At 69.0% G+C, this 22,374-nt stretch carries 19 protein-coding genes, 4 tRNA genes, 1 other RNA gene and 1 pseudogene; 10 read left to right on the forward strand and 15 right to left on the reverse strand.

The window, feature by feature from the left end; translation table 11 throughout:
* Positions 1–91: 91 nt before the first annotated feature.
* From FLL47_RS07745 to ffs, 8 genes are all read right to left on the reverse strand, one after another.
* Complete coding sequence (locus FLL47_RS07745; protein WP_144119763.1) at positions 92–1,102, reverse strand: ABC transporter ATP-binding protein; 1,011 nt, start codon at positions 1,100–1,102, stop codon at positions 92–94.
* Complete coding sequence (locus tag FLL47_RS07750; protein WP_144119764.1) at positions 1,099–2,235, reverse strand: ABC transporter ATP-binding protein; 1,137 nt, start codon at positions 2,233–2,235, stop codon at positions 1,099–1,101. Before FLL47_RS07750 ends, FLL47_RS07745 begins: the two co-directional genes overlap by 4 nt.
* The gene (locus FLL47_RS07755) at positions 2,232–3,245 is read right to left on the reverse strand and encodes an ABC transporter permease (protein ID WP_144119765.1); all 1,014 of its coding nucleotides are present in this window, start codon (positions 3,243–3,245) and stop codon (positions 2,232–2,234) included. The genes FLL47_RS07750 and FLL47_RS07755 overlap by 4 nt, the downstream gene beginning before the upstream one ends.
* A 113-nt stretch (positions 3,246–3,358) precedes the next feature.
* Positions 3,359–5,116, reverse strand: a complete 1,758-nt coding sequence (locus FLL47_RS07760; RefSeq protein ID WP_144119766.1) for an ABC transporter substrate-binding protein — start codon at positions 5,114–5,116, stop codon at positions 3,359–3,361.
* A gap of 68 nt (positions 5,117–5,184) precedes the next feature.
* Positions 5,185–6,195, reverse strand: a complete 1,011-nt coding sequence (locus FLL47_RS07765; protein WP_144119767.1) for an ABC transporter permease — start codon at positions 6,193–6,195, stop codon at positions 5,185–5,187.
* Between the two features lie 367 nt (positions 6,196–6,562).
* A complete protein-coding gene (recR, locus tag FLL47_RS07770) occupies positions 6,563–7,156 on the reverse strand; it encodes a recombination mediator RecR (RefSeq protein WP_144119768.1) in 594 nt (197 codons plus the stop codon).
* A gap of 10 nt (positions 7,157–7,166) precedes the next feature.
* Entirely contained in the window at positions 7,167–7,472 is a 306-nt protein-coding gene (locus FLL47_RS07775) for a YbaB/EbfC family nucleoid-associated protein (protein ID WP_222105995.1), read from the reverse strand.
* A gap of 135 nt (positions 7,473–7,607) precedes the next feature.
* Positions 7,608–7,703: signal recognition particle sRNA small type (gene ffs, locus FLL47_RS07780), an RNA gene on the reverse strand.
* A gap of 60 nt (positions 7,704–7,763) precedes the next feature.
* Between ffs and FLL47_RS07785 the strand changes: the two genes are divergently transcribed.
* The 6 genes from FLL47_RS07785 to deoD all read left to right on the forward strand — a co-directional run bounded on the left by FLL47_RS07785 (position 7,764) and on the right by deoD (position 10,604).
* Positions 7,764–7,848, forward strand: a tRNA-Ser gene (locus tag FLL47_RS07785).
* Positions 7,849–8,108: 260 nt separating this feature from the next.
* Entirely contained in the window at positions 8,109–8,378 is a 270-nt protein-coding gene (locus FLL47_RS07790) for a type II toxin-antitoxin system Phd/YefM family antitoxin (protein WP_186315606.1), read from the forward strand.
* Between the two features lie 3 nt (positions 8,379–8,381).
* Complete coding sequence (locus FLL47_RS07795; RefSeq protein ID WP_144119771.1) at positions 8,382–8,645, forward strand: Txe/YoeB family addiction module toxin; 264 nt, start codon at positions 8,382–8,384, stop codon at positions 8,643–8,645.
* 410 nt (positions 8,646–9,055) lie between these two features.
* Positions 9,056–9,595 carry a hypothetical protein gene (locus tag FLL47_RS07800; protein ID WP_144119772.1) on the forward strand — a complete coding sequence of 180 codons (540 nt, stop codon included), beginning with the start codon at positions 9,056–9,058 and terminating at the stop codon, positions 9,593–9,595.
* A 22-nt stretch (positions 9,596–9,617) separates the two neighbouring features.
* Positions 9,618–9,707, forward strand: a tRNA-Ser gene (locus FLL47_RS07805).
* Between the two features lie 186 nt (positions 9,708–9,893).
* Positions 9,894–10,604: a purine-nucleoside phosphorylase gene (gene deoD, locus FLL47_RS07810; protein ID WP_144119773.1), complete on the forward strand. Its 711-nt coding sequence runs from the start codon at positions 9,894–9,896 to the stop codon at positions 10,602–10,604.
* A gap of 66 nt (positions 10,605–10,670) precedes the next feature.
* On the opposite strand, the gene FLL47_RS07815 is transcribed toward deoD, so the two are convergent.
* The gene (locus FLL47_RS07815) at positions 10,671–12,026 is read right to left on the reverse strand and encodes a DUF6114 domain-containing protein (RefSeq protein ID WP_144119774.1); all 1,356 of its coding nucleotides are present in this window, start codon (positions 12,024–12,026) and stop codon (positions 10,671–10,673) included.
* Between the two features lie 66 nt (positions 12,027–12,092).
* Positions 12,093–12,731, reverse strand: a complete 639-nt coding sequence (locus FLL47_RS07820) for a DUF6230 family protein (RefSeq protein ID WP_186315607.1) — start codon at positions 12,729–12,731, stop codon at positions 12,093–12,095.
* A 637-nt stretch (positions 12,732–13,368) separates the two neighbouring features.
* On the opposite strand from FLL47_RS07820, the gene FLL47_RS07825 reads away from it, so the two are divergent.
* Complete coding sequence (locus FLL47_RS07825; RefSeq protein ID WP_144119775.1) at positions 13,369–13,593, forward strand: winged helix-turn-helix domain-containing protein; 225 nt, start codon at positions 13,369–13,371, stop codon at positions 13,591–13,593.
* Between the two features lie 143 nt (positions 13,594–13,736).
* On the opposite strand, the gene FLL47_RS07830 is transcribed toward FLL47_RS07825, so the two are convergent.
* Positions 13,737–13,809 (reverse strand) — tRNA-Arg (locus tag FLL47_RS07830).
* A gap of 55 nt (positions 13,810–13,864) precedes the next feature.
* Positions 13,865–13,955, reverse strand: a tRNA-Ser gene (locus FLL47_RS07835).
* 216 nt (positions 13,956–14,171) lie between these two features.
* Here FLL47_RS07835 and FLL47_RS07840 point away from each other — a divergent pair.
* Positions 14,172–16,400, forward strand: coding sequence for a carboxypeptidase-like regulatory domain-containing protein (locus tag FLL47_RS07840; protein ID WP_186315608.1), 2,229 nt, complete (start codon positions 14,172–14,174; stop codon positions 16,398–16,400).
* Positions 16,401–16,569: 169 nt separating this feature from the next.
* Positions 16,570–18,891, forward strand: a complete 2,322-nt coding sequence (locus tag FLL47_RS07845) for a carboxypeptidase-like regulatory domain-containing protein (protein ID WP_144119777.1) — start codon at positions 16,570–16,572, stop codon at positions 18,889–18,891.
* 46 nt (positions 18,892–18,937) lie between these two features.
* Here FLL47_RS07845 and FLL47_RS07850 read toward each other — a convergent pair whose 3' ends face one another.
* The gene (locus tag FLL47_RS07850) at positions 18,938–19,312 is read right to left on the reverse strand and encodes a hypothetical protein (protein ID WP_144119778.1); all 375 of its coding nucleotides are present in this window, start codon (positions 19,310–19,312) and stop codon (positions 18,938–18,940) included.
* A 33-nt stretch (positions 19,313–19,345) separates the two neighbouring features.
* Positions 19,346–20,143, reverse strand: coding sequence for a CPBP family intramembrane glutamic endopeptidase (locus FLL47_RS07855; RefSeq protein WP_144119779.1), 798 nt, complete (start codon positions 20,141–20,143; stop codon positions 19,346–19,348).
* Positions 20,144–20,206: 63 nt separating this feature from the next.
* Here FLL47_RS07855 and FLL47_RS07860 point away from each other — a divergent pair, with 63 nt between their 5' ends.
* The gene (locus tag FLL47_RS07860) at positions 20,207–21,319 is read left to right on the forward strand and encodes a globin domain-containing protein (protein WP_144119780.1); all 1,113 of its coding nucleotides are present in this window, start codon (positions 20,207–20,209) and stop codon (positions 21,317–21,319) included.
* 78 nt (positions 21,320–21,397) lie between these two features.
* Here the strand turns inward: FLL47_RS07860 and FLL47_RS07865 are convergent.
* Positions 21,398–22,351: pseudogene (locus FLL47_RS07865) on the reverse strand (helix-turn-helix domain-containing protein); the annotation flags it as partial.
* Between the last annotated feature and the right edge of the window lie 23 nt (positions 22,352–22,374).

The raw sequence follows: 22,374 nt of genomic DNA on the forward strand, positions 1-22,374 counted from the left end.
ACCGCAGTTTCCCCGAAACTGCGGACCGGAAAGCCGATGAAGAGGCCCCGGGGTGCGTGCACCTCGGGGCCTTTTCGTATGTGCGGGGCGGTCAGCGCTTCTCGCCGAGTGCCATCGGGAAGTGGCAGGCGGCCAGGTGACCGGCGTTGTCGTCGCCGTGGCGGACCAGCGGCGGCGGCGTGGTGGCGCAGATGTCCTGCGCCTTCCAGCACCGGGTGCGGAACCGGCAGCCCGACGGCGGGTTGATCGGGCTGGGCACGTCACCGGTGAGCAGGATGCGCTCGCGCTGGCCGCTCTCGCGCCGGCGTGGATCGGGCACCGGCACCGCCGACAGCAGCGCGGCCGTGTACGGGTGGCGCGGCGCGCGGTACAGCGACTCCCGGTCGGCGACCTCGACGATCTTGCCCAGGTACATCACCGCGACCCGGTCGGAGATGTGGCGCACCACCGACAGGTCGTGCGCGATCACGACGTAGGTCAGCCCGAGTTCGGTCTGCAGGTCCTCCAGCAGGTTGACCACCTGCGCCTGGATGGACACGTCCAGTGCCGAGACCGGCTCGTCCGCGATGATCATCTTCGGCTTCAGGGCCAGCGTACGGGCGATGCCGATGCGCTGGCGCTGGCCGCCGGAGAACTCGTGCGGGTACCGGTTGTAGTGCTCGGGGTTGAGGCCCACGAGCTCCAACAGCTTCTGCACCTCGCGCTTGACGCCGTGCTCGGTCTTCACACCCTGGATCCGGAACGGAGCGCCGACGATGGCGCCGACCGTGTGCCGGGGGTTCAGCGACGAGTACGGGTCCTGGAAGATCATCTGCAGGTCGCGGCGGAACGGGCGGAGCCGTCCCTGCGACATGTGCGAGATGTCCTGGCCCTCGAAGTGGATGCTGCCGCCGGTGGGCTCGATGAGCCGGGTCAGCAGCCGGCCGGTGGTCGTCTTGCCGCAGCCTGACTCGCCGACCAGGCCGAGCGTCTCACCCGGCAGCACGTCGAAGTCGAGGCCGTCGACGGCCTGCACCGCGCCCACCTTGCGGCGCAGCACGCCCTTGGTGATCGGGAAGTGCTTCTGCAGGCCGCGCACCGACAGCAGAGCGTCGTTGCTCATGCGACCTCCTCGCTTTGCTCGTCGGAGGCGGAGGGCAGCTCTGACATGCTCGCCACGCTGTGCCCGCCGGTGCCCTCCAGGGTCGGCTTGATCTCGTTGTGCCAGATCTGCTGACGCACGTGTGCGGGCATGTGGCAGCGCACCCGGTGACCGCTGGTGCCGGTGAGCTCCAGCTCGGGCACGAGCGTGTCGCTGGCTCCGCCGGTGCGCCCGTCGAAGGCGCAGCGCGGGTGGAAGGAGCAGCCGGACGGCACGTTGATCAGCGACGGCGGGGTGCCCTTGATGGGCAGCAGCCGCTCGGTGACCGGCTGGTCCAGTCGCGGCATCGAGCCGAGCAGGCCCCAGGTGTACGGGTGCTCGGGGTTGTCGAAGATCTCCGTGGCCGCGCCGTACTCGATGCACTTGCCGCCGTACATGACCAGCACGTCATCGGCGAGCTCGGCGGTGACCCCCAGGTCGTGCGTGATGATGATCAGCGCGGAGTTGAACTCCTGCTGCAGGTCGCGCATCAGGTCCAGGATCTGCGCCTGCACCGTCACGTCGAGCGCGGTGGTCGGCTCGTCGGCGATCAGCAGCTCGGGATCGCAGGACAGCGCCATCGCGATCATCGCGCGCTGGCGCATGCCGCCGGAGAACTGGTGCGGGTAGTCGTCGACGCGCTTGTCCGGCTGCGGGATGCCGACCCGGGCCAGCAGGTCGATCGCGTGCTTGCGGGCGACCTTCTTGGACACCTTGTGGTGCACCCGGTACGCCTCGATGATCTGGTCACCGATGGTGTAGTAGGGGTGCATCGCCGACAGCGGGTCCTGGAAGATCATCGCCATCCGCTTGCCGCGCAACCCGCGCACGGTTTCCGGCGACGCGCCGACCAGTTCCTGGCCGTCGAGCCAGATCTCGCCCGACACGTTCGCGTTGCGGCGGTGGTAGATGCCGAGGATGCCCAGGCTGGACACCGACTTGCCGGAGCCCGACTCGCCCACGATGCCGAGCGTCTTGCCCCGCTCCAGCGAGAAGGAGAGCCCGTCCACGGACTTGACCAGGCCGTCGTCGGTCGGGAAGTGGATCTTCAGGTCGCGCAGCTCGAGGAACGGCCGGGCGGTGGGATCCCGCCGAGGAGAGATCACGTTGTTCATGACAGCCTCACCCGCGGGTCGACCACCGCGTAGAGCATATCGACGATCAGGTTGGCGACGACGACGAAGAACGCCGCGAACATCGTCACACCCATGATCTGTGGGAAGTCCTGCTTGTTGATGGCGTCGATGGCGAGGTAGCCCAGGCCCTTGAGCCCGAAGGTGCTCTCCGTGAGGATCGCACCGCCGAGCAGCAGGCCGACGTCCAGGCCGAAGATCGTGATGATGGGGGTCAGCGCGGCGCGCAGGCCGTGCTTGGTGACCACCACCCGTTCGTGCAGGCCCTTGGCCCGCGCGGTGCGGATGAAGTCCTCGCCCATCGTGTCGAGCATGCCCGCTCGGGTGAACCGCGCGTAGGCCGCGGCGTTCAGCATCGCCAGCGTGATCCACGGCAGGATCAGGCTGTACGCCCACTCCCCTGGACTGTCGCTGAAGTCGACGTAGGTGCCGCCGGGCGCGGTCAGGTCGAACTGGTAGCTGAAGAAGTAGAGGAACATCAGGCCGGTGAAGTACGGCGGCAGCGATACACCCGCCAGCGCGCCCGTCATCGCGGCCCGGTCGAAGAAACTGCCCTTGCGCAGCGCGCTCAGCACGCCGACCGCGACACCCGTGACCAGCCAGAGGATCGAGGCGCCCAGGGTCAGCGAGACGGTGACCGGAAGCCGGTCCAGCAGGTCGTCCCAGACCGCGTGGTTGGTGCGGAAGGAGTAGCCGAAGCAGGGTGCGGCGCAGTGTTCGATGCCGGTGCCGTAGTCGTAGTCGGTGCCGACGAAGATCGCCTTGATCCAGTTCCAGTACTGCTGCCAGAGCGGGTCGTAGAAGCCCAGTTTCTCGGCGAACAGCTGCTGAGTGTGCTCATCGGCGGTGCGGCCGAGGTATCGCGCGGCGAAGGTCTCGGGAGTGGCGCCGGCGAGGCGAGGCAACCCGAAGAAGATCAGGAAGGTCGCGATGCTGACCACGAGGAGCATCAGTGCCGCGCCGATTGTCCGGCGGATGAAGAAAGTGACCACGATTTCGGCTTGGGCAGCCGGTCCGGCCGGGCAAACGAGCCCGGCCGGACCGGCCACCCTGCGCCTTCACCTACCTTTGATGATTGCCAGGTGGGTTGGAGCAGGTGTGCTGCTTACTGCGCCACACCCATGGAGAGGTAGTCGTACTGACCGAACGCCTCGTTGACGAAGACGTTGGTCACACCCTTGCCACGCAGCGTCAGGGCCTTCGACCAGACACCGGGCAGGATGACCGCCTCCTCCATGACGCGCTTGTCGATCTGCGCCCAGAGCGCTTCGCGCTTCTTGACGTCGGTCTCGGCCAGCGCCTGGTCGATCATGGTGTCGACCTCGGGGATCATGACGGACAGGTTGGACGAGCCACCCGAGTCACGGATGACCCGGCTGTCCACGATCTGCGACAGGAAGCCGTAGCCGTCCGGCCAGTCCGCACCCCAGCCGTTGGTCATCAGACCCAGGCCGGTGGACGGGCTGTTGCGGTAGGACGGCTTGCCCGCGTACAGCGAGAAGTAGTCACCGGTCGGGAAGCCCTTCAGGGTGACCTTGATGCCCACGCGGGCCAGCGCCTGCTGGAACGCCTCGGCGGTCGCCTTCTCCTTGGGACGCTCGGCCCGGAAGCCCATCGTCACGTCGAAGCCGTCGGGCTTGCCGCAAGCCTGCAGCGCCGCCTTGGCCTTGTCGAGGTCACCCTTGTTGTCCGCACCCGCCGGGTAGACGTTGGTCGGCGCGTAGCCCGGGATCTGGGGCGGCATGATGCTCGTCGCGATCTGGCCACCGGCGAACTCGCCACCGAAGGCGGCCTGGTACGAGGTGCGGTCCACCGCGTACATGACGGCCTCGCGGCACTCCTTCTTGTCGAAGGGAGCGACCTTGGGGTTGATCGAGGTGTACCACAGGCGGGCGACCGCCGGGTTGTCGGCGTACGCCTTGAGGGCGTTGTCCTGCAGCACCTTCGGCAGCGCGGCCGGCTGCACACCGGTGCCCGCGATGTCGACGTGCAGGTCACCCGAGATCAGCTGGTTGTCGATGTCGTCGGCGTTCAGGCCGATCTTGACGTCGTACGCGTCCGGCAGCGCCTTGCGGTTCGGGTCGGTCGCCTTGTCCCAGTTCGGGTTGCGCTTGAGCGTGAAGCCCTTGCCCGCCTCGTACTTGTCGAACATGTACGGGCCGGAGGAGACGACGTGCTCCTTGTACTTCACACCGGTGTCCTTCGCAGCCGGCACCGGCACGGTGGCCGGCAGCATCGCGAAGTAGTCGAAGCCGCCGAAGGCCTGCTTCAGGTGGAAGACGATGGTCTGGTCGTCCGGGGTCGTGATCGCCTTGGTGTCGGCGGCCTTGTCCTTGAACGGGCCCTTGTAGTCGGCCTCGATGTCCAGGAAGTCGTTGAAGTAGGTGTAGCCGTTGACCAGCACCTCCTTGTCCATCGACCGCATGACCCCGTACTTCACGTCCTTGGACGTGATCGGGGTGCCGTCCTCGAACTTGACGCCGGGCCGCAGCTTGTAGGTCCAGGTCTTGCCGCCGTCGCTGGGCACGCCCAGGCTCTCGGCAAGGTCCGGAATGAGCTCGGCACTGGCAGCGCCCGGAGCCGCCTTGAACATGACCAGCGACCGGCCGTACAGGCGGAGCAGGTTCCAGGAGAGGCCGTAGTAGGTGTCGCCGGGGTCGACAGAGTCCCAGTCGGACGAGATGGCCATCTTGAGCGTGCCACCCGGCTTGTCAGACGGGTTGAACACCGAGGTGAGCGCGGCGTTGAACTCCGGCTTCACCTCCGGGGTCTTCGTGGTGTCATCGCCGGAGCCGCAGGCTGCGGTCACCGCGAGTGCGAAGACGGCCGAGGCCGCCGCCAGCACCCTTCCCTTGTTTCTCACTAACTTCCTCCCTGGGGGGAGCGGTCCGTGTCTCGAACCGCGCTGTGGGTGGTGTTGCGTGGCTCGGGTCAGCGCTTGCTCTTGGGATCGAGCGCGTCGCGAAGTCCGTCGCCGAAGAGGTTGAAGGCCAGCACGGTGATGAAGATCGCCATACCGGGGAAGAACATGAAGTGGACCACCGAGTTGCGTGCCGCGTCCGAGAGCAGGCCGCCCCAGGTGACTCCGGGCTCGCCGACGACCTGCCGCTGCACGCCGACGCCGAGGAACGACAGCGCCGCCTCGAACAGGATGTTCGTGGGGATGAGCAGGGTGGCGTAGACGAGGATGGGCGCCACCAGGTTCGGCAGCATCTCCTTGACGATGATGTACGGCCCGCGCGCGCCCAGGCTGCGGGCGGCGTCGACAAACTCGCGCTCGCGCAGCGACAGCGTCTGGCCGCGCACGATGCGGGCGATGTACGGCCAGTTGAAGAAGCCGATGATGAAGATCAGCAGGGCGATGCGCAGCGAGTTGCCGGACAGCCCGAACGCCGTGTCGGGCAGCACGCCGACGAGCGCGATCGCGAACAGCAGCAGCGGGAACGCCAGGAAGACGTTCATCAGGAAGCTGATCACGGTGTCCGCCATGCCGCCGAAGAAGCCGGCGATGACGCCGAGGGCGGAGCCGATGACCACCGACACCAGGGTGGCCAGGAAGGCGATCAGCAGCGAGACCCGGGCGCCGTAGACGATCTCGCTGAACAGGTCGCGGCCGTTCTGCGGCTCCAGGCCGAAGAGGAAGTCGCCGCTGATACCGCTGTTCTCGAAGAACAGGAAGTCACCGCGGGGCAGGCCGCCCAGTTCCGCCGCGAGCAGGCTGTTGTCCTGGTGGAACTCGTTCGGCGGGTGGCCGAGCCAGCTCACGATCAGCGGCGCGAAGACCGCCATGAGGATCAGCCCGATCACCACCATGCCGCCGGCCATGGCCGCCTTGTCGCGCTTGAGGCGCGTCCAGGCGATGCGGCCGAGGGAACGCCCCTCGATCGCCTTCGCGGGCGCCTTGGTCCCCTCGGGGGCCGAGGTGTCGGTTCGCGTGGCCATATACCGGCTGCCTCCCTGCGGAGGCGACGACGTCGCACCGGTACGCCCGGACGGGCGGATGGCGGTGCGCCGCGCGCGACATCCGCTCGGTTGTTACCTGCGTGATTCGCGCCGCCCGACCCTCTCTCCACCGTGGGGGCGGTCGGATGACAGGGCGACAGCGGTGGAGTGTGGTGCACGCCACCGCATGATCAGAGCATTCTTCGCAAGTTCGCCCGGCGTCAAGCTCACAGGGTGCCTGTAACCAAGTTCAGGCCGGTCCGTGATGGTGGCGTTATAAAAAACGGACGCCAGGTACGAAGAAAATCGCAGGTAAGAGCCAAGAAGATATCGAGTTATGCGAATCTCTGCGGGATTGGAGGGCCGCTCAGAGGGTCCGTCGGCCCTCGAAAGCACGACCGAGAGTGATCTCGTCGGCGTACTCGAGGTCGCCGCCGACGGGCAGGCCGCTCGCCAGCCGGGACACCGTGATGCCCATCGGCTTGACCAGCAGCGCGAGATACGTCGCCGTCGCCTCGCCCTCGGTGTTCGGGTCCGTGGCGAGGATCAGCTCGGTCACCTGACCCGAGCTGAGCCGGGCCATCAGCTCACGGATGCGCAGGTGGTCGGGACCGATGCCCTCCAGCGGATTGATCGCCCCGCCGAGCACGTGGTAGCGGCCGCGGAACTCGTTGGTCCGCTCGATCGCGACGACGTCCTTGGGCTCCTCGACCACGCACAGCGCGTCGTCACGCCGCCGCGGGTCGCGGCAGATGCGGCACCGCTCCTCCTCGGCGACGTTGAAGCAGAGCACGCAGAAGCGCACCTGCTCCTTGACCCGGGTGAGGGCGGCGGCCAGCCGCTTGATGTCCGTCGGATCGGCCGAGAGCACGTGGAACGCGATGCGCTGGGCGCTCTTGGGCCCTACTCCGGGGAGCCGGCCGAGCTCGTCGATGAGGTCCTGGATCGCGCCTTCGTACACGGTCGCGGGCCTAGAAGGGGAGGCCCATGCCGCCGAGACCGGCGGACAGCGGACCCATCTTCTGCTCGGTCAGCTTGCGCACCTCGTCGGCGGCGTTGGCCATCGCGGCGGACACCAGGTCCTCCAGCGTCTCCACGTCGTCGGGGTCGACCACCTTCGGGTCGATGGAGATGCCGCGGAACTCGCCGGAACCGGTCATCGTGACGGTGACCAGCCCGCCACCGGCCGTGCCGGTGACCTCCGTCTCCGCCAGCGCCGCCTGCGCCGAGGCGAGCTGCTGCTGCATCTTCTGCGCCTGCTTCATCAGCTGCTGCATGTTCGGCTGTCCACCCGGCCGCATCGCCGCACTCCCCTACCAGTCACCCGTCGGATGTCGCCCTCAGCCTAGTCCTCGCCACCGTCACGAACATTGATCATGAAGGTGCGTGGCGGCCGGACGGCGGGCGCGGGCATGAAAGGGCCCCCGTGCACCCGGTATTGCCTGCTTATCCTTGCTGCCTTCCGGCCCTGGGGAGGTTCACAGGATGCCGCCGCACGGGGGCTGAGCAAACTGTACCCGGCGGGGGTGCACGTGCCGACCCCGACCCCGGTATGTATCCTTCTCGACGGAGGATTCGCCTAGAGGCCTAGGGCGCACGCTTGGAAAGCGTGTTGGGATAAAACCCTCACGAGTTCGAATCTCGTATCCTCCGCTCGTCCAGGCAGCATAACGGGAGCCCCGGTCTTCGGATCGGGGCTCCCGTTTGCGTGGGATCCGGTTCTGGACGTCCAGCGCCCTCAGGCCACCCCGCCGATGCTTCTTCCGCTCACCGCTTCTTGCCGGCCGATCTCGGCCCCGCCGTTTCAGCAGCTTGACGACTTGCACAAGTAGTTGCACAATTTCTTGTGCAAGCGAGGTTTTGCCGAGTGGATGCTCGCCCCATCCACTGCCCCGCTGGCCAAGGAGATCAACATGAAGCTGATTCAGTTCTCGGAGGCGCGCAACAACCTGTCGAAGGTCTTCGACCAGATTGAGAACGACGCCGAAGAGACCGTCATCACCCGCAGCGGTCACGACCCGATGGTCGTGCTGCCGCTGCACTGGTACAACTCGATGCGCGAAACGCTGTACCTGCTGGAAGGGGTAAACGGCAGGGTGCTGACCGAGCGCATCGCAGACATGGAGGCGGGCGGCGGTGAGCCGCACGACCTTCGCGACGCTGAGGACGTTGGCGAGGCGTAGAGGATGAACATCGTCTGGCACCCCGGTGCCTGGGATGAGTACCTGTGGTGGCAGGAGAACGACCGCAAGCAGGTCCGGCGCATCAACAGGTTGGTGCGCGACATCCAGCGAGGCGACGACGCCGAGGGCATCGGCAAGCCAGAACTGCTCACCGGAAAGCTCTCCGGATGGGCGTCACGGCGCATCGACCAGGAACACCGTCTGGTCTACCGGGTGAAGGGCCAGAACCTCGAAATCGTGCAGTGCCGGTTCCACTACGAAAAATAGGCCTGGATAGCGCATGAGACGCACGTGAGCCCGGATCGTCGCGATGCGGGCTCTGTGCTCAGCGGTCGATCGCATCGCGACGGACCACGCAGGGGTGACGTCCACCCCCTGCGAGCGCCCGATCCATAGCCCTCCGCACCGACAGCCCGTTGTCCCTTGGCTGGGGTTCGTGCGGCTGCGTCGGTCAGTGGCCGCATAATTCTGATCGAGACGTTTCGTACTATTTATCGCATTCTGAGATATTCGAAGTGCACATATAAGTGCAACAGGTCGGATGAATATGCCGCTCGACGGATCCGAGAAAGCCTCAGCGTGAGGTGGCAGTCACGGAATGTAGTCGTATAGTCGAGGGCACGACCTCACCCCCGGTGGGAGTCGCCTCACAGGCCGGTGTCTTTAGGGGGACAGCCATGCGCGGAGCTTTCGCCCTCGCGACCGTCATGATGCTGGGCGCCGCGTGCGCCCAGGCGACACAGGCCCCGGCCAACCCCGCCCAGGGGTCGGCCGTCAGCGCCACACCGGTCGTCCAGGGCCCGGACATCGTCCACCTGCAGGGCGTGCGGGACGTGCGCTTCGGCACCAAGCGCGCCGACCTTGAGCCTCGCCTGGACAAGGCGCGCAACGGCTGCAGCACACAGGTCACCGGCATGCCCCAGGGCAACCTCGTCTTCGCGGCCGACGACCGCCTGGTCATGATGTGGTTCGACGCGCCGCTGCGCACCCCGGAGGGTGTGCACACCGGCAGCTCTCTGCAGGAGGCGCGGACCGCCTACCCCGATGCCCAGGTGCTGACGGCACCCGCGGACAGCCACCGCTTCGACGGACTGCTGGTCACCCGGGGCGACCGGGGCTACCTGTTCCTGCACGACGGCACCACCGTGCAGAAGGCCGTGGCGGGCTACGGCGAGTACCTGACCCGGCTCTTCAATACCGGTTTCGGGGCCTGCTGAACCCTCGTGTAGAGTCTTCGGCGGTGGCGTGTCCGAGCGGCCTAAGGAGCACGCCTCGAAAGCGTGTGAGGGGGTAACTCCTCCGAGGGTTCAAATCCCTCCGCCACCGCCAACGGCAGAACGCCCGGCAGTCCTCCACGGACAGCCGGGCGTTCTCCTTTCCACGCAAGGCCTTCGGGTCCCCGGAACCGGTGCGGCGCACCCATGGCGCGCCTCACGGCGAGGTGGAGGTCGTGAAGCCCGTCTCCGCGTGGTGATCTGCCGTCGGGGCCTCGCGGCAGCGTGGGAAGATCGCCTTATGAGTACGCATATCGGCGCCAAGCCCGGTGAGATCGCGGACCGGGTCCTCATGCCGGGCGACCCGCTACGGGCCAAATGGATCGCGGAGAACTACCTCGAGGACGCCAAGTGCTACTCGACGGTGCGCAACATGTTCGGTTTCACCGGCACCTACCAGGGCACCCGGGTGTCGGTGCAGGGCTCGGGGATGGGGATGCCCTCGGCCTCCATCTACGCCCACGAGCTGATCAACGAGTACGGCGTGAAGACGCTGATCCGGGTCGGGTCCTGCGGGGCCCTGGCCGAGTCGCTGAATCTGCGCGACGTGGTCGCCGCGATCGGGTCGAGCACCGACTCGAACATGAACCGGATGCGCTTCGACGGCCTGATCGACTACGCGCCGGTGGCGAACTTCGCACTGCTGCGCAAGGCCGTCGAGGTGGCCGAGCAGCGCGGCGTCACCATGCACGTCGGCCCGATCCTGGCCGCGGACGCCTTCTACACCGACCGTCCCGACCTGTACGACACCCTCGCCGACTACGGCGTGCTCGCGGTGGAGATGGAGTCGGCGGCGCTCTACACGATCGCGGCCCGCTACGACGCCCGTGCGCTGACCATCCTCACGGTCAGCGACCACATCAAGCGCGGCGAGGCCACCACGGCGCAGGAGCGCGAGCAGACGTTCTCGCAGATGGTCGAGATCGCCCTGGACACCGTCGTCGCCGTCTGACCCACCCGCACATACGACAAGGCCCTCGGCCGCGGAGCGCTCCGCGGCCGAGGGCCTTCGACTTGCTCAGATCCTGTGCTCGTCGATCTTCATGTCGGGTGCCCGCAGCTTGGGCGAGTCGACGTACACCAGGTCGATCACCGGGTTGGTGAAGAAGACCAGCGGCGGCGTCAGCAGCGGAGGCTCGTCGGGCGTGTAGTCGACGTCCAGCACGCCGAGGGCCTTGCCCCGGAACCGGCTGGTGTAGAAGTACACCCGGTCGCCCTCCACCGTGAGCTTGGGCGTGGTGATGTCGGTGACCCGGTCGTCCTTGCCGTAGACCCGCAACCGGAAATCGTTGGTGTCCGACTTGTCCATGGAGAAGCGGAGGGTCCGTACGGTCCCGCCGTCCTTCGTGGGCAGCTCGACGATCCCGTCGAAGGCGAGGCCGTACATCGTCACCCGGCTGCCGGTCATCAGCCCCGGCCGCTCCGCGACCGCCTGCTGGCCACGCGCCGCTTTGAGGGTCGGCGCGGGTGACGGGGTGGGGCTGCCGCTCGGTCCGGGCGAGGCCGACCCGCTCGGCGACGGGCTGCCGGACGGCTCCGGCTTCGGGGAGGCCGACGGCTTCGGCCCCCCGGTCGGCGACGGGGCGGGCTCCTCCGGGGAGGGGCACGGCTCCGGCGAGACCGACGCCGACGGGCTCGGCGACGCCTGGTCGGCGCCGAGCAGACTGCCGACCGCGTCGAGGAGCCCGCCGACGACCTCGCGCACCGGCCCGGTCCGGGCCGCCGCCGTCTGCGTGCCGCAGTCTGCGGCCCGCGCCGGCTGCTGCGCCACGACCAGGCTGAGTGCGCTGGCCGTCAGCGCCGCCACGGCGATCACCATGGCGGCGTGACGCGGGCCGCCGCGGTGCCGCTCGTCGGCGACCGTCTGTTCCTCGGCCGGGTGGCGGGGGGCGGGCACTCCGTCGCGCAGCGGGTTGACCGCAGGCGGCAGGGTGTCCGTCATCGGCCCGTCGAGCAGGCCGTCCATGTCAGCGTGCTGGTCGACGTCGTCACCGGACTCCGGCTCGCCGCCAGCCGCCGGGTCGCCGTCGGCCGGATTCCACGCGAAGATCAAGCCACCGCCGGCGATGCCGAGCAGCGTCCCCAGGAACCAGCCGCCGAGGTTGACCGCGACCAGCGAGTAGATCGCGACGAACACGGCGATCAGGCCGTAGAACATCCGCTGTGCGGGCGTGAACCAGGCCAGCAGGCCTGCCAGCACCAGCATCAGCGGGATGAGCAGCGCCTGGAAGCCGTTGATGCCGACACTGAGAGTGGCCCCGTCGAGGGTCATCTTCGTGGTGGCGATGATCTCCACGCCGGCCAGTACGGCCAGCAGACCACCCCAGAACGGCCGGCTGCGCCGCCAGGCGCGGAACCGCTGCCACAGGGTCACGGGTGCCTCCAAGAATCCAGGTGACCGGGAACGTGCCTAGCCGACACGTCCCCGGTCGAGAACAGCTCAGCCGGCGGCGGAGTCAGGGAAGCAGCCCGTGCTGTCCATGGAGACCGTCAGCGACAGGCCGTTCAGCGCGAACGTGCCGGCCTGGGTCAGCCGGGCGACCTGCTTGACGTTCTGGATGTCGGCCCTGTCGGCTTCCTGGCCGAACAGGCCGGCCTGGCCGTGGTGCGGGCCGCCGGCGGTCAGCTCGGAGGCGTCGGCGCCGATGTTGATGTTCGTGAACACGGCGTCACCGGCCAGGCTGTCCATGCCGATGAGCAGGTTCTTCGCCTTCACCGGCGCGCCGTCTTCGCGGCCGGCCCGGATGAAGAGCGTGACGTTGCCCAGGCCCGGGATCGGTGTGGTCACCGACTGGCACAGGTTGGTCAGCGTCGCATCGTTGATCGCGGACATCGCCACCGGGTGTGGCGTGCCGTTCTTCTCGAAGACGACGCTGCCGTACTGGCTGAAACCCTTGGCCACCAGGCTGTCCGCCGAGATCTTGGCGGTCTGTCCGGAGACGTGGAAGGTGACCGGGACGGCGCCGTTGGCCACGCCGGCCATCAGGCCGGAGACCGCGATGGTCGCCGGGATCACCACGGCGGCGAAGCGCCGCCATCTGGTACGCCCCAGTACCAGATTGCCTTGCGAGTCCTTCACAGGGACCTCCTCGCGATGGGGTTCGCCCCGCGGCGCACCGCCTGCGGGGTCTGTCTTCGCCGTGCGCAGGGTGAGACCGCGCTCGGGGTGCCGACGATGTTTCCGCCTTATGACGCGGACCACAAGGGCCAAGCTACTGGTCAGTAACAGTCGGTCGCGACCACGATCATTTGCAGCTACGCACCGTCGTGAAGGGCCCCGCTTTTCACCGGCGATGCCCGCTTTGCCGGTGGTGGCCGTCACACGCCGTCGAGATTTACTGATCAGTAACGTTTTGGTAACGCGGCCCGTTGCAGCGTTCCCCATCGGCCGAATGGCCAGGGGTCCGACCGCCGACCGGATCTCATATAGACACCCGACCATGTAAATGCGGCAGCCGACCCGATGACGTCGATGCGATGGAGGGCGCGGCGGCTCCGCGAAACCCGTCGCATGGGTCCGCCGCGCCCGGCGTACCGCCTACGCGTCCCTCGCAGCAGTCGGCACACCATCGGTCTCGACCCGTGGGGTGCGAGCCATGGGATGAGACCGTCATCACCATAAACGAGCTAGTTGACTATGTCTAGATATCCAGCTGAAGAGTTGATTCGGGGCGAGTGACGGTGATCTACTACTGAAGCGAGCCATGGGAGATGGTATGACCGCGAAGTACGAGCGGCTGGCTAACGCCATCCGCGAGAAGATCCGCTCGGGGGAGCTGAAGCCGGGCGACAAACTGCCGTCCATCAGCCAGATCCGAGAGGAGTACCAGATCAGCTACGGTTCCGTCCGCGGCGCGATGCTGGTGCTCAAGGCTGAAGGCCTGATCGAGGGACGCCAAGGGGACGGAGTCTTCGTCAAGGACCCCAACCGCAAGGACTGACCCCCTCCGCCGCCTGCACGCCCGCGCCGCCACCGGTGGTGCGGGCGCGACGGCGTGTGCGCCGGATCAGCCGGCCCGTGCCGGGCACCTGATCCCGGAAACGCAAACGCCCCCCTGAACATTGCTGCTCAGGGGGGCTTCTGTGCGCCCGAAGGGACTCGAACCCCTAACCTTCTGATCCGTAGTCAGATGCTCTATCCGTTGAGCTACGGGCGCTTGGTGCGGGATCAGCATACACGGCCGGATTCCCGGCCGTTCAGCTGGTCCTGCGCGGAGGCTCCGGGATTCGAACCCGGGAGGGGCTTTAAGACCCCAACCGCATTAGCAGTGCGGCGCCATAGACCGAACTAGGCGAAGCCTCCATGGCGGCCGACGGGTTCCCCCGTTGACCACCGACGCAGAAGAATACCGTGCCCCCACGGCCCAGAGCAAAACGGATACCGTGTCGCACACGGGGACCTCCCCGCAGCGTGCTCAGCCATCCCTCTCACCCCCTCCGAGGACACATGCGCAGGACACCACTGCGCCGGCTCGGGCTCGTGTTTGCGACCGTGACGATCACCACCTTGGGATTGTCCGTGCCTGCGCAAGCCGAACCCGACACCGGCACCATCAAGGGACACCTCACCTCAAACGGCCAGCCCGTCGCGGGCGTTCAGGTCGACACGTACGGCGACACCTGGGGCAGCACACTCACCGACGCCGAGGGCGCCTACGAGATCACCGGTCTCAACCCCGGCCCGTACGGCGTGCGCTTCCAGGCTCCCGGGCGGCCCGAGCAGTTCGCCTACGGCGCGACCGACTGGAACTCCGCCGCGGAGATCGCGGTGACCGCGGGCGGCGTCGCCACCGTCGACGACGAACTGCTCCCGTACGCCACCTTCACCGGACGGTTCACCGACGCCGGCGGCGAGGGCCTCTCGGTCAACGTCAGCGCGATCAGCGACACCGGGCAGACCTCGACGGTCTGGGCCGGTGACGGCAACTACACGCTGGGCGTCTTCCCCGGCCGGTACCGGCTCCAGTTCATGCGGGACTTCGGCGACCCGCAGTGGGCTCCCGGCGCCCGCACCGCCGAGGCCGCCACGGTGTTCGACGTCACCGCCGGCCAGTCCGTGACCGTGAACGAGACGCAGCTGCCGATCGGCAGCGTCAGCGGCCGGATCACCACCGCGGACGGCGCGCCCGCCCCCGGGGTGCGCCTCGATCTGGTCGGCCGGGACGGCGTCGACGGCCCGCGCGCGATCACCGACCTGGACGGCCGGTACCGCATCGACGACTTCGGCGGCGACTGGCGGCTGCGGTTGACCCGGGAGAACAACGGTCTGGTGCAGTGGTACCCGAACGCCTGGGACGAGAATGACGCCGCCACCGTCACCGTCACCCCCGGCGCGGTGCTGCCGATCGACCAGCAACTGCTGGCCACCGGCTCGCTGAGCGGCCACCTCACCGACGCCGCCGGCGCCGGGCTCGCCGGGGTCCAGGTCCGGCCCGAGTTCGCCGACGGCAGCTCCACCGTGCTGTGGACCTACACCGGTGAGGACGGCGGGTATGCCTTCCCCGAGCTGCGGCCCGCCGACTACGTCGTGCGTTTCGACGGCGCGCACGGCGTCGACCAGTACGCCCGTGGCAAGGTCACCGCGGTCGCCGCAGACCGGATCACCGTGGCCGCGGGGCAGAACTCGGTCGTCGACGACGTGCGGCTGCCGACCGGCAGCCTGACGCTGCGCGCCCGGGACGCCGCCACCGGTCAGCCGATCGAGGAGTTCTACGCCTCCTTCGGCCCCCACTCGCCGAACGCGGAGAACGGCGTCATCTCGGTGCCGGCGGTCCGGGCCGACACGTACCAGGCGAATATCTTCGCCAACGGTTACCTCTCGACCTCCACCGCCATCACCATCACGGCCGGTGCCGAGACCGCGCTGACCGTCGACCTGACCCCGATGGCCCGGCTGCACACCAAGGTGGTGGACCGGGCGACCGGGCAGCCGCTGGCCGGCGTGTGCGTGCTGGCGCTCGACCTGGTGGCTCCGGCCATCGGCGACGGCTGCGAGCCGACCGACGCCTCGGGCCTGGTCAACCTCCCGGTCGAGGCCGGCAAGCGGCAGCTGTTCGCGTTCCCGGCGCAAGCCGCGGGCTACGGCGCGCAGTGGGTCGGCCGCGACGGCGGCACCGGCGTGCAGCCGCGCGCCCAGGTGTTCACGTTCACGGCGGGCACCGTGACGACGGCGCCGACGATCCGGATGGACCGGGCGGGCGTCATCTCCGGCACGGTGACCAGCGAGACCGGGCAGCTGCCCGGGGGCACCGTCTGGGTGGTCGACCAGGCGTACAACACCGGCGGCGGCTTCGGCTACGCGAACTTCGAGGCGGACGGCCGGTACACGATCGACTTCCTCGGGCCGTACGAGTGGCCGCTGCTGTTCAAGGTGGACGGGCACGCACCGCAGTGGAGCGGCACCACCGGCAACCGGCTGCTCGCCGACAAGGTGAAGGTCCAGGCCGGCAAGACCACCCGGTACGACTACCGCGTGGTGCGCGGCACCGAGGTCACCGTGAAGCTGCCCGGCATGCAGGGCAACGGCTACATGGCGATGGAGAACACGGTGACCGGTGACTTCTCCGGCGGCACCTGGTCGGAGGCGCCGTTCGCGCAGGGCGTGACGTTCCGGGTGCTCGGCCCGCAGTTCGTGCGGGTGCGCTGGAACGAGGGCCCGCAGTGGCACTGGTACGGCGGGCCGGACCGCGAGCACGCGAAGACCGTGTTCGTCCCGGCGACGGGAAGCAAGGAGTTCGTGCTCAGCTAGGCGAGAGCGCGACAGTCGAGGGCCGGGGCCGCAAGGTCGCCGGCCCTCGTTCTTGCCGGGCGGGAATCCGGACAGCCTGCTGACGGACCTGGCCGCTATCCTCCCTCTCACATCCACGGGCAACCTCTACACCCGTGTGTGCACATCCCCTCTCACCAACCGAGGACGCATGCGCAGACACACCCTGCGCCGGCTCGGGTTGACGCTGCTCACCGCCGCGGTCGCCACCATGGGACTGGCCGCGCCGGCACACGCCGAACCCGAGACCGGCACCATCTCCGGCCGACTCACCGACAATGGCGCACCCGTCGCGGGCGCCACGGTGGACGCCCACGGCGAGGGCTGGAACTCCGCCGTCACCGATGCGGACGGCCGCTACCGGATCACGGACCTGCCGCCGGGCACCGACTACCGCGTCTTCTTCATGACGCCGGGGCGTATGAACCAGTACGCCTACCGCGCCACCGGCTGGGACTCGGCGGCCCCGTTCGCGGTCAGTGCCGGGGCGGAGACGGTCGTCGACGACAGCCTCTTCCCGGTCGGGACCGTCACCGGCCGGTTCACCCGCCCCGACGGCAGCCCGATCGAGTGGGCGTTGGTCAGCGTGGCGACGCCGGACAACGGCAGCCTGGTGGAGACGGTCACCGACGCCGACGGCCACTACACGCTCCAGGTGCCCGCCGGATCCCATCGGCTGCGTTTCTCCGGCCCGTCCGGCGCGCAGTACGCCCCGGGCAAGCGCGAGTTCAGCCAGGCCGGAGTGTACGAGGTCGTCGCGGGCCAGACCCTCACCGTGCACGAGACGGCGCTGGCCGTCGGCACGATCACCGGACGCGTCACCCGGGCCGACGGCTCACCGGTGGCGAACCGCTCGGTCACCGTGCAGTCGGCGGCCGACGGCAGCTACGCCGCCGGAGCGGGCACCGACGCCGACGGTGTCTACCGGGCAGACGTCTTCCCCGGCGACTACGTGGTCGGCCTGGAGGCCGGCGCGGCGTACGAGTACATGCCGGGTGGCCGTGCCCGCGCGGACGCGCAGGTGTTCACGGTGGCCGCGGACGCGGTGGTCACCGTCGACGAGACGCTGCGCGCCACCGGCGCGGTGCAGGGCATGTTCACCGACGCCGCCGGCAACGGCGTCAGCTCGGCCACGGTCACCCTCGTGAACACCGTCACCGGCGCAACGCTCGTCACGGCGACCCACTGGCAAGGGTTCTATAACTTCCCCGAGACGCCCGAGGGCACCTACAAGGTCCACTTCACCGCGTGGGACCGCCCGATCGACCAGTGGGCGTACGGCAAGCTGAACGCCGCCGACGCCGCCACGATCACCGTCACGGCCGGCCAGGCGGTGGACGTGAACGACACGCAGCTGTCCGGCGGCAGCATCCGGGTCACCGCGAAGAACGCCCTCACCGGCGCGCCGATCACGGACTTCTACGCGGTGACCGGCCGATACGACGCGAGGGCCGAACAGGGTGTCGCGCTGCTGTCCGACGTGCCGGCGGGTGCCTGGGAGCTGAACGTCCACGCGGACGGGTTCGTCAGCGCCGTCGCCGTGCCGGTCACCGTCGTGGGCGGCGAGCAGGCCGCGGTCGAGCTGTCCCTGACGCCGTACGCCCGGATGACGGCCAAGGTCGTGGACGCCGCGACCGGCGCGCCGATCGAGGGGGTCTGCGTGTACCCGGCCACCACCGACCGGTTCCGGCTGGCCGAGGGCTGCCCGTGGGCGAGCGGTGCCGACGGCGTGGTCACGGTCGACGTCGAGGCGGGCCGCTACCAGTTCTTCGCCCTGCCCTTGGGTTCGCCCTACGGCGCGCAGTGGGTCGGCCAGGACGGCGGCACCGGCGACCAGCGCGAGGCCAAGTCGTGGACCTTCACCTCGGGCGAGGTGCGCGACATCCACCGGATCCGGATGGACAAGGCGGGCGTCGTCACCGGTGTCGTCACCGGCGCCGACGGCACGCCGCTCACCCGCGGCAAGGTGGCGGTCGACACCCCGGTGGTCGGCAACGGCACCGTCGGCGACGTCGGTATCGGCGGCGACGGCCGCTACACCATCGGTTTCCTCGGCCCGTACGCGTGGCCGCTGAACTTCCAGACCGACTCCCACGCCTGGCAGTGGAGCGGTGGCGAGGCCAAGCGGCACGACGCGGTCAAGGTGACCGTGCAGGCCGGGCAGACCACCACCTTCGACCAGCAGCTCAAGCTGGGCACCGAGGTCCGGGTGACGGCCGCCGGCTCGCCGGACGGCGGTTTCGCGGTGGCCTACACCGTCGGCACCGGCGATGTGGCCGGCTACCGCTGGGTCGAGCAGGGCGGTGGCGAGGCGGTGTTCCGCGTGCTCGGCTCGCAGCACGTGACGTTCCAGTACAACGTCGGTTCCGGGTTCCGGGGCGGCTGGTACGGCGGCACGGACCACGCCTCGGCGACGCCGGTGCGGATCTACGCCAACGGGACACCGACGGTCGTGTCCTACCAGTACAGCTGACGATCGATGACGAAGGAGGGGGTGGCGTCCGCCGCCCCCTCCTTCGTCATCTCGCCGAGAACCGCCCGGCGAGCGCGCCGAGCACGACCGCTCCCGCCATCAGCCCGGTGAAGCACACCCAGGCCAGGGGCCACGGGTTCGCATCGGGAGCACGGTGCGTCAGGTACGACACGAGCAGCAGCGCCGACGGCACGCCCGCCCCGAGTGGCATCGCCTGCCAGGGCGGCACGCCCGCGCGGCCCAGCCACAGCCCCAGCGCGAGCAGCACCAGCACGAACACGGCCACGGCCCAGGGCCGCACCGGCGTCGTCTCGATCAGCTCACCGGGGTGTTCCGGCCGGTTGCGCAGGTCCCACGGGATCAGCAGCAGGTAGGCCGCACCGGACAGCACCGGGGCGAGCACGGTCGCGAGTATCCGCATGGGTCCATGGTGGCCCGGCGCGGCGGATTCCGCTCAGATCCAGTCGAGCTGATCGGCGAGCAGGGCGTATCCGACGAAGGCCACGATGTCGAGCAGGGAGTGCGCGACGATCAGCGGCCCGGTGCGCCGGTAGCGCAGGAAGAACAGCGCGAACACCACCCCCATCACCGCGTTGCCGACGAACCCGCCGAAGCCCTGGTAGAGGTGGTATGCGCCGCGCAACAGCGCGCTGGCCGCGATCACGGCGGGCACGCCCCAGGACAGCTGGCGCAGCCGGGTGATCAGGTAGCCGACGACGACCACCTCCTCCAGGATCGCGTTCTGCACCGCGGCCAGCAGCAGCACCGGCAGCGCCCACCACACCTCGCCCAGGCCCTCGGCGACGACCGTGGTGTTCAGGCCCAGCTCCCGGGCCGCGACGTAGAGGGCCAGCCCGGGGATGCCGATCGCGGCGGCGAGCAGCGCCCCGGAGCCGGTGTCGAAGCCGCGGCGGGTCCCGTCGAGCCCGAGCAGGCCGCGGGCGCCGAACCGGCCGTCCCAGCCGGGCCCGCGGTTGAGCAGGTGGGCCGCGAACAGGGCCGGGACGAGGGCGAAGAAGATGCCGGCGAGCTGGAACGCCAGATCCAGCCAGGGGCGGTCCGGGGTGCGGGCGACGTTGAGCTCGGAGGCCTGCTGGTTCAGCGGCGCCGGGCGGGTCAGTTTGTCGACCAGCGACAGCGCGGACCACACCGCGGAGTGCCCCAGCGAGACGCCGAGCAGCAACCAGACCTCGTTGCGCAGGACCGGGCGAGTGGGGGTGGAGATCCCCCGGACGAGCTCTTCAGCAGCCATGACACAAGAGGGTCGCACAGTCTGTGCGACGCGCGAACGCGCAGCGTTGACATCGTTATGAACGTGAGCGACCTTCAGCGACTGTTGAAAGAGAGCTGGACACTTGTCGAGGAGCAACAGGACAAAGTGGCCGGTTACTTCTACGCGCGGATCTTCCTCAACAATCCGAGCGTGCGGGACATGTTCCCGGTGACCATGGACGTGCAGCGGGCTCGGCTGCTGGGGGCGATCGTGACCGCGGTGCAGTCCGTCGACGACCCGGACCGGTTCGACGAGTACCTGCGGTCGCTCGGCCGGGACCACCGCAAGTTCCAGGTGGTTCCGGAGCATTACGAGCTGATCGGCGCCGCGCTGCTGGAAGCGCTGCGTACGTTCGCCGGACCCGAGTGGTCCCACGAGTACGACCAGGCCTGGCGCGACGCGTACGACGTCATCGCCCGCAAGATGCTCGCGGGCGCCTCGGCGGACAGCAACCCGGCCTGGTGGCATGCGGAGGTCATCGCGCACGAGCGCCGCTCCAGCGACATCGCGATGCTGACCGTGCGCCCGTTCCAGCAGCTGGAGTATCGCGCCGGGCAGTACCTGTCGGTCGAGGTGCCCAAGTTCCACCCGCGGGTCTGGCGCACCTACTCGGTCGCGAACGCACCGCGCACCGACGGCACGATGGACTTCCACGTCCGGGCGCTGGGCGCGGGCTGGGTCTCCGGCGCGCTGGTGCGCCGGGTGCAGGCCGGCGACCTGGTGCGGCTGGCCGCGCCGATGGGCTCCATGGTGCTGGACCGGCGGTCCACCCGCGACATCGTCTTCGTCGCCGGCGGCACCGGGCTGTCCCCCATCAAGGCGCTGCTGGAGGACCTGACCACGTTCAACCGGACCCGCTGGGTGCATGTCTTCTTCGGCGCGCGCAACCGCGACGACCTGTACGACCTGGCCTCGCTGCAGGAGCTGGCGGCCGCGTACCCGTGGCTGTCGATCGTGCCGGTGTGCAGCGACGACCCGGGCTGGGGCGGCGAGGAGGGCTCGGTCGCCGACGCGCTGGCGAGGTTCGGCCCGTGGATGGAGCACGACTTCTTCGTCTCCGGTTCACCGAACATGGTCCGCGGCACGCTGCGCGCTGTGTCGCAGCTGAAGGTGCCGCAGACCCGCATCCGCTACGACGCCTTCAGCGAGCACTGAGCCTGCTGCCATACGACATGAGGCCCGCCGGGATCGGCGGGCCTCATCGTTGCCCCGGGGTCAGTGAGCCGCGACCACGGGCGGGGCGGACGTGAGCGCTCGGAAGCGCCACTGGAGCTGGAACCGGGCGTTCAGCGACGGGTCCTCGGTGCGCCAGGTGAACACGGCACGGTCGGCCTCAAGCTCGCGCACGATCGGCGTGCGCAGTGGGGCCTCCTCGGCCGCCATCGACGTCTCGACGCCCCACACCTGCGGGTCGAGCATGGCCGGGAACCGCATCTGCACCACCAGCCGCCGCGTGGGCAGCCGGACGGCCCGTTCGAACCAGGTGCCCCACTTCAGTTCGTCGACCCGGTAGCGGTATTCCACCGTGGTCCGCTCGCCAGGATAGAGCGGGAACCGGCCGTCGGCGTTCTCGAACAGCAGCCAGATCTCCTTGAACGCGTCGCGGTCCTGCTTGGCCCGCCACACCATCGGCTCGGCCGCACCGGGCTCGCCGCAGAACGCCACCAGGTTCAGTTCCTCGAGTCCGAGCGGATAGGCCCGGTGATGGGCGTTGGAGCGCTGTGGCTGCCCTGGGTAGCGGTCCACCGCGACCCGGATCAGGTAACGCGTCACCGGCTCGTTGCCGGCGTTGTAGAGCGCTCGCCGCACGATGACGTGGTAGTCGCCGTCCACGTAGGTCAGCTGGGCTTCCTCCAGCTCGACGACGAGGCCCGTGCCGGGTGGCAGCCACTGGGTGGGCACGGCGGGTTCCCTGGTGAGCAGGGTTGCCGGGCCGCGGGCCTGCCTGGCCTCCTCGTATTCCTGGAAGCGGCGCCAGATCGCGCCGCCCGCGTTGAGCACGGCCTCCGCCCGGCGGGCGAAGTCCTCGGTCGGCCGATGTCTTCGGCCCTCGATGTGACTGATGTAGGAGGGGTCGAACCCCATCCTGCTGGCGAGCTGCTTCTTGGTCATGCCGCGATCGATCCGCCACCGGCCGAGCTCGGCGGCGAACGCCTCGACGGCACGTTCCACCGGCGAAACGCTCATGACCCTGCCCCGCTCCGCTCGGT

Origin of the sequence: Catellatospora sichuanensis (assembly GCF_007483665.1) — a bacterium.
In the GTDB taxonomy this organism is placed as follows: Bacteria; Actinomycetota; Actinomycetes; order Mycobacteriales; family Micromonosporaceae; genus Catellatospora; species Catellatospora sichuanensis.

Bases quoted from the DNA above. Each gene is read 5' to 3' on its own strand.
- FLL47_RS07745 (WP_144119763.1), bottom strand. From the start codon at position 1,102: ATGAGCAACGACGCTCTGCTGTCGGTGCGCGGCCTGCAGAAGCACTTC.
- FLL47_RS07750 (WP_144119764.1), bottom strand. From the start codon at position 2,235: ATGAACAACGTGATCTCTCCTCGGCGGGATCCCACCGCCCGGCCGTTC.
- FLL47_RS07765 (WP_144119767.1), bottom strand. From the start codon at position 6,195: ATGGCCACGCGAACCGACACCTCGGCCCCCGAGGGGACCAAGGCGCCC.
- FLL47_RS07775 (WP_222105995.1), bottom strand. From the start codon at position 7,472: ATGCAGCAGCTGATGAAGCAGGCGCAGAAGATGCAGCAGCAGCTCGCC.
- FLL47_RS07790 (WP_186315606.1), top strand. From the start codon at position 8,109: ATGAAGCTGATTCAGTTCTCGGAGGCGCGCAACAACCTGTCGAAGGTC.
- FLL47_RS07795 (WP_144119771.1), top strand. From the start codon at position 8,382: ATGAACATCGTCTGGCACCCCGGTGCCTGGGATGAGTACCTGTGGTGG.
- FLL47_RS07800 (WP_144119772.1), top strand. From the start codon at position 9,056: ATGCGCGGAGCTTTCGCCCTCGCGACCGTCATGATGCTGGGCGCCGCG.
- deoD (WP_144119773.1), top strand. From the start codon at position 9,894: ATGAGTACGCATATCGGCGCCAAGCCCGGTGAGATCGCGGACCGGGTC.
- FLL47_RS07825 (WP_144119775.1), top strand. From the start codon at position 13,369: ATGACCGCGAAGTACGAGCGGCTGGCTAACGCCATCCGCGAGAAGATC.
- FLL47_RS07845 (WP_144119777.1), top strand. From the start codon at position 16,570: ATGCGCAGACACACCCTGCGCCGGCTCGGGTTGACGCTGCTCACCGCC.
- FLL47_RS07850 (WP_144119778.1), bottom strand. From the start codon at position 19,312: ATGCGGATACTCGCGACCGTGCTCGCCCCGGTGCTGTCCGGTGCGGCC.
- FLL47_RS07855 (WP_144119779.1), bottom strand. From the start codon at position 20,143: ATGGCTGCTGAAGAGCTCGTCCGGGGGATCTCCACCCCCACTCGCCCG.